This window comes from Mesorhizobium sp. P5_C1 (assembly GCF_054049815.1).
In genome coordinates this window covers 1-8,522 of sequence record NZ_JBFULQ010000231.1, presented here as the reverse complement: position 1 = coordinate 8,522, position 8,522 = coordinate 1, and the positions used below count along the sequence as shown (strand labels likewise).

Annotated in this window: 8 protein-coding genes; 5 read left to right on the top strand and 3 right to left on the bottom strand. The window is 62.0% G+C overall.

Features of this window, described 5'->3' with window-relative positions; translation table 11 throughout:
- From ACXJ7R_RS18400 to ACXJ7R_RS18385, 4 genes are all read left to right on the top strand, one after another.
- Window positions 1-789 (top strand): phosphoribosyltransferase (locus tag ACXJ7R_RS18400; protein ID WP_457153088.1); only part of this gene is annotated, 789 nt, incomplete at its 5' end.
- Window positions 790-801: 12 nt separating this feature from the next.
- Window positions 802-1,248 carry a pyridoxamine 5'-phosphate oxidase family protein gene (locus ACXJ7R_RS18395; protein WP_457153087.1) on the top strand — a complete coding sequence of 149 codons (447 nt, stop codon included), beginning with the start codon at window positions 802-804 and terminating at the stop codon, window positions 1,246-1,248.
- Between the two features lie 10 nt (window positions 1,249-1,258).
- Window positions 1,259-2,512 (top strand): MgtC/SapB family protein, encoded by a 1,254-nt coding sequence (locus tag ACXJ7R_RS18390; protein ID WP_457153086.1) that lies wholly within the window; start codon window positions 1,259-1,261, stop codon window positions 2,510-2,512.
- Between the two features lie 85 nt (window positions 2,513-2,597).
- The gene (locus tag ACXJ7R_RS18385) at window positions 2,598-2,984 is read left to right on the top strand and encodes a hypothetical protein (protein WP_095080458.1); all 387 of its coding nucleotides are present in this window, start codon (window positions 2,598-2,600) and stop codon (window positions 2,982-2,984) included.
- A 75-nt stretch (window positions 2,985-3,059) separates the two neighbouring features.
- On the opposite strand, the gene ACXJ7R_RS18380 is transcribed toward ACXJ7R_RS18385, so the two are convergent.
- Complete coding sequence (locus tag ACXJ7R_RS18380; RefSeq protein ID WP_457153085.1) at window positions 3,060-4,253, bottom strand: acetate/propionate family kinase; 1,194 nt, start codon at window positions 4,251-4,253, stop codon at window positions 3,060-3,062.
- Window positions 4,254-4,263: 10 nt separating this feature from the next.
- Window positions 4,264-6,687: a phosphoketolase family protein gene (locus tag ACXJ7R_RS18375; protein ID WP_457153084.1), complete on the bottom strand. Its 2,424-nt coding sequence runs from the start codon at window positions 6,685-6,687 to the stop codon at window positions 4,264-4,266.
- 433 nt (window positions 6,688-7,120) lie between these two features.
- Here ACXJ7R_RS18375 and ACXJ7R_RS18370 point away from each other — a divergent pair, with 433 nt between their 5' ends.
- A complete protein-coding gene (locus tag ACXJ7R_RS18370) occupies window positions 7,121-7,768 on the top strand; it encodes a helix-turn-helix domain-containing protein (RefSeq protein WP_457153083.1) in 648 nt (215 codons plus the stop codon).
- A 112-nt stretch (window positions 7,769-7,880) separates the two neighbouring features.
- Here ACXJ7R_RS18370 and ACXJ7R_RS18365 read toward each other — a convergent pair whose 3' ends face one another.
- Window positions 7,881-8,468, bottom strand: a complete 588-nt coding sequence (locus ACXJ7R_RS18365; RefSeq protein ID WP_457153082.1) for a DUF308 domain-containing protein — start codon at window positions 8,466-8,468, stop codon at window positions 7,881-7,883.
- Window positions 8,469-8,522: the final 54 nt, after the last annotated feature.

The following is an 8,522-nucleotide window of genomic DNA, read 5'->3' as shown; positions in this document are numbered from 1 at the left end:
GGTGAGAAATTCGATGAGGAAGTCACTTCATCAACTCTGGCCGGCGGACTGATGATGTTCCGCGACCGCAAGGAGGCTGGAGAGAAGCTCGGCATCGAACTGGGCAAGCTTCGATTGCGCCAGCCCGTCGTGCTCGCGCTGCCGCGTGGCGGGGTTCCGGTTGCCGCCGAAGTGGCCAAAGCTCTGAAGGCACCGCTTGATCTGATTATCGTGCGCAAGGTAGGCGCGCCGGGAAATCCTGAACTGGCCATTGCCGCAATCGTGGACGGCGAACCGCCGGACATCGTGCTGAACCGGGAGATTGTCGAAGCCTACTCGCTCGATGATGACGCACTTCGCGCCTTGATCGCGCAGGAACGACCCGAACTTGAACGTCGCCGGYTCGCCTATCGGGCAAAGCATCCACCCTTATCGATCGCGGGGAAGACGGCGATCATCGTCGATGACGGCGCGGCAACAGGAACGACGATCAAGGTTGCCATTCGTGCCCTGAGAAAACGAGCCCCCAAGGAGGTCGTCGTAGCAGTTCCTGTTTCACCGCGCGATACGATATCGGAATTGGCTGGCGAAGCCGACCGGGTGATTTGCCTTAGTCAACCAGCGCGGTTCGGTGCACTGGGCTACCACTACTTGTCGTTCCCTCAGCTTTCCGACAGCTCTGTTGTCGCTGCAATGGACGAAGCTGCCCTGCGGCAAGCGACCCGCCAACGCAAGAATCTCAAGAAGCCCGCCGGCCGCCCCACAATCGAGACTGAGCGGCAGCGTGACGGGGCCACCTCGAAAAAGTAGGAGATCGCACCGATGCTGATCCGTAGCCTTTCTGCCTTGGAATGCACGAAATTGCTGACCGCCAACCGGATCGGTCGTTTGGCATGCGCGAAGGACGGCCAGCCTTACGTCGTGCCGATACACTATGCCCATTCAGACAATCACCTTTACGCGTTTTCGATGCCAGGCAAGAAGATCGAGTGGATGCGAGGCAACCCGCTGGTGTGCGTTGAGGTCGATGAACGCGGCAAAGGGCGAGGATGGAGAAGCGTGGTGGTCGACGGCCGCTATGAGGAACTGCCGGATCAGATCGGCCACAAGGTCGAGCGCGACCATGCATGGTCCGTGCTCAGCAAGCACGCGGACTGGTGGGAGCCCGGTGCCCTCAAGCCGGCAAGACCTCCCGTTTCAGACAGCGCGTCACCTGTGTTCTTCCGAATTCTGATTCAGCAGGTGTCGGGCAGGGAAGCGGGCGAGTAAACTGCCTCCCATGGATCCGCTCATCGCCCGGCTCGGACTTGCCTTGGCAATCGGCCTGCTCGTCGGACTGGAGCGTGGCTGGCGGGAGCGGGACGCACCCGATCGCAGCCGTACGGCCGGTATTCGAACCTTCGGCATATCCGGCCTGCTCGGTGGCATTCTGGCCGCCCTGGCCGAAGCCCTTGACGCGGTTTCGGTGCTGGTCGCGGGGTTTATCGCCTTTGCCGCGATCTTCGCGTGGTACAAGGCGCGAGAAGCTGCTCATGACCAGGATTTCAGCGTCACCTCGGTCATGGCCGGCCTGGGCGTGTTCGCGCTTGGCGCACTCTGTGTAGCCGGCGACTATCGGGTTGCTTGCGCTGGAGGGGCCGCGCTCGCGGCGGTACTTGCCAGTCGCGAGGTCCTGCACGGCCTGTTGCGACGACTGACCTGGATCGAGCTTCGTTCGGCGTTGATCCTGGCGGTAATGACCGCGATTGTCCTGCCCTTGCTGCCGAACCGGACCATGGACCCATGGGGCGGTTTCAATCCTTGGGAGGTCTGGTTCCTTACGGTGCTGATGGCGTCGATATCGTTCGCTGGCTATGTCGCCKTTCGCGTTCTTGGAACCACGCGGGGTCTGCTCGTCAGCTCGCTCGTCGGTGCAATCGTCTCCTCCACAGCCGTGACCGTGGCGCTTGCCCGCAACGCGACGTCGTCGAGCAATCCGCTACCGCTGGCAGGGGCAGCTTCGCTGGCAGCGATGGTCTCATCGCTGCGCGTTTGCGTGGTGGTTTTGATCATCCAACCGAGCGTATTCGTCCCAGCCGGCATTCCCGCAATTGCGGCGGCATTCGCCTTCGCGGCCTGCGGCGCATTTCTGTTGGTGCGCGTCGGCGGGGATCAAAAAGGTGGTGGGCTGACGCGCAATCCATTCGAACTTGGTCCATTGCTGCTCTTTGCCCTGCTCTTTGCGGTGGTCTCGACCGCCAGCGCCGCACTGGCGGGTCAATTCGGCGGGCGCGGCTTGCTGGCGAGCTCGGCGCTTGCCGGAACGTTCGATGTCGATGTCTCGGTGCTCAGCGCGTTGCGCCTGGTCAGGCATTCGGTCCCTGTCGAAACCGTGGGGCAGGCAGTGCTGGCGGCGCTGGCGGCAAACGCGACCGGTCGCGTCTCGCTGGCGGTCGTTGCCGGCCCGGTCAGGTTCTGGTTGCCGTTGGCCGTAGCGACCCTGATCGCTGCAGGTGCCGGTTACTGCGCCATGGTGCTGCTAGCGACCTTCTGACCGCGCAGAAACGACTAGGCCCTCTTGATCCGGATCAAGGCGAGATCTGGTCATCGCGCTATGAACTCCGTCAAGGGAGTTCGCCATGACAGATCTGAAAGATCTTACCCCGAAATTCCGGCATGTCCGGCTGCTGCTTGCCCGCGAGAAGGGCCATCCGGGCGGTGATCGCGAAGAGGGCTATGATGTGCTCGCCCCATTGAAGAGCGACGGACGGATCGACGCCGACGAGTGGAAGTCGCACCGGGGTTCCTGCCGCGTTCGCCGTTTTCGTGCTGACGAAGAAGACTTGGTCGGTCTTCTGCGGCGCAAGCCCGGTGGACAGTGGTACTTCGACTATGCAGAAGGCGACCGCGATGACGAGATCGGCTTCCACCTCGGCGACGAACGTTTCGTCACCGGCGAATACGTGTCCATCGAACGCAACGGCACCATGCACACCTATCAGGTGGCAAGGGTCGAACGGCCTTAGAGATATGACGCCTGGAAGTACGGGGCGAGTGGGCGAGCGGGCCAAGTCATTTGTCCGGCAAGGGAGGCCTACCCGTCAGGTCCCGCGCAGCGATGCCGCCTGGGATGCAGCCTGTACATCACTGGCGACTGCCCTCTCTTCATCCGTGGGAATGACAAGCACGTTGACGCTGGAATCGGCAAGGCTGATCACGCCCTCGCCTCTCCGGTTCAACTCATGGTCGATGCCGACGCCGAGCCAACCGGCCGCGGCACCGATCTTCTCCCGGACCAACGGCGCGTTCTCGCCGATGCCGGCCGTGAACACCAGCGTATCCAGACCTCCGAGGGCAGCCGCCAGCGACCCGATCTCGCGCCCGATTCGATATACGAAGAGATCGATCGCCTCGGCGGCGGCAGGATCCTCGGAACTGATCAGCGTGCGCATGTCTCCGGATATCCCCGACACTCCGAGCAGGCCGGATTGCTCATAGAGAAGCGTGACCAGTTCGTCGGGCGACAGCTTACCGTCCTCCAGCAAATGGAGGATTATCCCTGGGTCCAGGGCACCGCAACGCGTGCTCATCACCAGGCCGTCCAGCGTCGAAAACCCCATCGTCGTGGCGATACTTCGTCCGGAGTCCATGGCGCAGAGGCTGGCACCACTGCCCAGATGGGCAACGATCGCTCGGCCTCCAGCGCGCGCGCCGTAGCGGTCGCGCAGCTTCGAAGCGATATGGCTGTAGGACAGGCCGTGAAAGCCATAGGAAACGATGCCCGTCTCGGTCATCGCGCGCGGCAGGCCGTAGATCTTGGCGACCTCCGGCCGGGCCGAATGGAATGCCGTGTCGAAGCATCCGACCTGGAGGGCTTGCGGCAGGAACTCAGCGGCCAGGGCGACAAGCTCGAGATTGATCCTTTGATGGATTGGCGCGAGCGGCTCGAGCAGGCGCAGTGCGTCGAGTGTGGGCCCGTCGAGCAGCGTCGCTCCGGTGAAATTGCGGCCACCATGGACGATCCTGTGCCCGATCCTGCCTATGCGGCGCAGGAGGTCGTGATCGGCAAGCACAGAGGCGACGGCCGCGAATGCCTTGCCAATGTCGATCGGTCCGTCACCCAGGCTTTTGTCTGTCGCCGGCTCACCCGCAGTGGCTTCGACACGCAGCCGCGGGTGCCCGGCCAGCGACGAGACGTTGCCGCGCAACAGCAGGGGAAGCGCGTCGCGTTCCTCGAAGACGGCGAACTTCAGGCTGGAGGAGCCGCCATTGAGGACCAGGACAGCGTCTGTCATGCGATCGTCCTCAGCGGCGACCGGTCGACGCCGCATCGGGATCCTGATCCCACTTCCAGCCGAGTATTTCCGGCATGTCCTGGCCATGAGCCCGGATATAGGCTCGATGCTCGAGCAGCTTACTCTCCATTGCCTGCTTCAGGCCAACCTGCACGTTCTTGAGCTGCGGAACCCAGTCAAGCACGCTTTGCACGAGGTGAAACCGGTCGAGGCCGTTCAGGACCGTCATGTCGAAGGGCGTGGTGGTCGTGCCCTCCTCATTGTAGCCGCGGACATGGATGTTGTCGTGATTGGTGCGCCGATAGGTAAGCCGGTGGATGGTCCACGGGTAGCCGTGATAGGCGAAGATGACAGGCTTGCCGGTGGTGAACAATGCATCGAAATCGCGGTCCGACAGGCCGTGTGGATGATATTCCTTTGGCTGCAGCGTCATCAGGTCCACGACGTTGACGACCCTGATCCTGAGCTCAGGAACGTGATGCCGCAGGATCTGCACTGCCGCCAGCGTTTCAAGGGTCGGAACGTCGCCGGCGCACGCCATCACGACGTCTGGCTCGTCGCCGTTCTCTGTCGATGCCCAGTCCCATATGCCGATCCCTGCCCGGCAATGGACGATGGCCTTGTCCATCGGCAGCCATTGCCACGACGGCGGCTTGCCGGCGACGATGACGTTGATCCGGTTCCATGTCTGCAGCACGTGATCGGTCACGCAAAGCAAGGTGTTGGCATCCGGCGGCAGATAGACGCGCACGATGTCGGCCTTCTTGTTGAGGGCGACATCGATGAAGCCGGGATCCTGATGGCTGAAGCCATTGTGTTCCTGGTGCCAGACATGGCTCGACAGCAGATAGTTCAGCGAGGCGACCGGCTGCCGCCACGGGATGTCACGGCAGGCATCAAGCCATTTCGCATGCTGGTTGAACATGGAATCGACGATGTGGATAAACGCCTCGTAGCAGGAAAACAGGCCATGCCGCCCGGTCAAAAGATAGCCTTCGAGCCAGCCCTGGCAGGTGTGCTCGGAGAGGATTTCCATGACCCTGCCGTCGCGGCCGAGATGAACGTCTTCGGGCAGGATCTTTTCCATCCAGGCGCGCTCGGTGGCTTCGAACACGTCCTGAAGGCGGTTCGAGGCCGTCTCGTCAGGGCCGACGATGCGGAAGTTCTTCGCGGCCTCGTTCAACTCCATCACAGCCCGAAGGAAACCGCCCATTACACGTGTTGACTCGGCCTTCACGGCGCCGGGCCGAGCGACGGCCACGGCATGGTCCCGCAGCCCGGGCAAATCGAGGGTCCGGCGCAGCAGGCCGCCATTGGCATGCGGATTGGCGCTCATGCGCCGCGCGGCTTGCGGCGTGGTGGCACGGATCGCCTCGACAGGGGCACCAGCGGCATCGAACAACTCATCCGGCCGGTAGCTTTTCAGCCACTCCTCGAGCATCGTCAGATGCGCCGGATTTTCCGCAAGGCCAGACAACGGGACCTGGTGCGCGCGCCAGAAGCCTTCGGTCTTCAGCCCGTCGACTTCCTTCGGACCGGTCCAGCCCTTCGGACTTCGCAGCACGATCATGGGCCACTTCGGCCGCAACCCCGCGTCGGCAGACCCGCCGCGCGCACCTTTCTGGATCACTTCGATGCGGTCCAGCGCATCGTCGAGCACTGTTGCCATCCGCTCGTGCATCAACGTCGGGTCATCGCCCTCGACGAAAAGCGGGTCGTAGCCATAGCCGGTGAACAGCGCGCGCAGTTCCTCTTCGGGAATGCGGGCAAGGATAGTGGGATTGGCGATCTTGTAGCCGTTCAGATGCAGGATCGGCAGCACTGCCCCGTCATGCGCCGGGTTGAGAAACTTGTTTGAATGCCACGCGGCAGCCAATGGCCCGGTCTCCGCTTCACCGTCGCCGACAACGCAGGCAACGACAAGGTCTGGATTGTCGAAGGCTGCGCCAAAGGCATGAGAAAGCGCGTAGCCCAGTTCGCCACCCTCGTGGATCGAGCCCGGCACATCGGGTGCGGCATGGCTTGGAATTCCGCCCGGAAAGGAGAACTGCCGGAACAGTTTGCGCATGCCTTGTTCGTCCAGGGATATGTCCGGACTAAGCTCGCTGTAAGTGCCTTCGAGATAGGCATTGGCAACCATCGCCGGACCGCCGTGGCCCGGCCCGCAGACGTAGATCATGTTTGCATCCCTCAGCCGGATGGCGCGGTTGAGATGGGCATAGATGAAACTCAGGCCCGGCGATGTTCCCCAGTGGCCAAGCAGACGCGGCTTGACGTGTTCCAGCCGCAAAGGCTCCCGGAGCAGCGGATTGTCGAGCAGGTAGATCTGCCCGATCGTCAGATAGTTGGCGGCGCGCCAGTATGCATTGATGTCGTGCAACTGGCGTTCGGACAGCCGCCTGCCGGGGGTTGCTGTCGTCGTGTGCTCGGTCATGTCTGGCTCCTATAGTCCCCATTTGTGAATGCCGCTCGATCGCGACATGCGCCGCTATTCATCGAAATCGCCGTGAACGGACGACCAACGCATTCGCGCGCCATTCGGTTCATGACCGCCGGACCAGTTTGCAGCGAGGTGGCCGTCAACCGGGCGTATGGCGAGCGGTCGTTTGCGCCATTCATAGTGGCGACGAACAGTGCGAGCTTTGATCCACCGCAAACGCGTTTGTATCAGGTGCCGAAGGCCGAACACCTGGACCACAATGCGTTCTCTGGCTATGGCCGACCCTGCCGAAAATTCCCAGCTGACAACGCTGTCGAAATCGTCACGACAAGGGGAGTCTAGGTAGTATCCCGTAGGGACATAACCGAATTTCGCGCGGCGCGGATTCGAGCGATTGCTGTGACACGGATCAACCGGGGAAACAGCCATGCACGCCTACACGACCTCCAAAATTTCGCTGCCGTCGCATTTTGCCCAGCCGAGCCTGCCGGCGGCATTCGACCCGGCACCGTTGCAGCCGCTCAGCTTCTTTCCCGCCGGTGCGGAAATCTATGCCCAGGGCGAGAAGGCCGGAGCTTTCTATCAAATCGAGTTTGGGGCCGTTCGTGTGTACCGCCTGCTCGCCGACGGTCGCCGGCAGATAAGCGCCTTCCACCTTGCAGGAGAGACATTTGGCTTCGAAGCAGACACGACGCATCATTTCTTCGCCGAAGCAATCAACGCGACCGGGGTCCGCGTCTTCCGCATCGCCGCCGGGGCTGACATGTCCCGTCAGTTGCTGCCGTTGGCGCTCAAGGGGCTGACCAGGGCGCAGGAGCATCTGCTGGTCCTCGGCCGCCAGAACGCCATCGAGCGCGTCGCGGCGTTCCTAGTCGATATGGCGGAGCGCCAAGGCGCGCTTCGGCAGGTCGAACTGCCGATGTCGCGCGTCGACATTGGCGACTATCTCGGCCTCACCATCGAGACGGTCTCAAGAATATTCACCAGGCTGAAGGAAAAGGGCATCATTCGCTTGGTCAGCCTGCGCTGCGTCGAAATAATCAAGCATGATGCGCTTCAGAATATGAGCGAGTGATCGCGGTTTCCATCAAAACAAGGCATTACACGCCGCCGCATCATGCAAGCGCCGACCTTGCAGGGCAGCGCTCCGATTGAGGGGCTTGGAGGACAGGAGCGTTTGACGCTCTTCAGCCAGCCGCTTGAGCCGACTTGCGCCGCGCATCACTTACCGTCAACCAGACAGCGGAAACGAGGAAGTAGAAGGCGCCGAAGGCCGCATAGGGAGCGATGTTGGTGATGTCGATCGTCGCCGCACTGCCCGCCATCTTCACAAAGAAAATGCCTGCCAGTGCCGACTGAGCGCCGCTCAACACCATTGCCCACTGCGCGCCGGACTTCCAGCGCCTGACCGCGGTTGCAAGCTGAAAAAGGCCCGACAGGACCGCCCAGACGCCGAAGACGGCGAGCACCGTGTTCATATCTTTTCCGAGAGCAATGGCGACCGCTACCGTCGTGATGATGCTGATGACGAAGTTGAGCAACTGCGTCTTGTTGCGGTTCAAGCCGCCGGTGCGCTGGGCGTCGATGAAATTGGCCAGCGCATCCCAAGCCGGATAGGCGACCAGCATGATGGCTGCCAGGGGAGGCATTGCCTTGGCTACCGTGAAGGCCAGGAGGACCCAGGCGGTCGAAACGGCAAAGCGTGTGAAATAGTAGCTTTTGAGCCAGGCGGTTGAGGATTGGACCAGGTTGGCTTCAGTCGTCTTAGCAAGCATTTCGATTTCTCCTTCGCGCTTGATATTGTCACCTACCTACTAGAAGGTAGATAT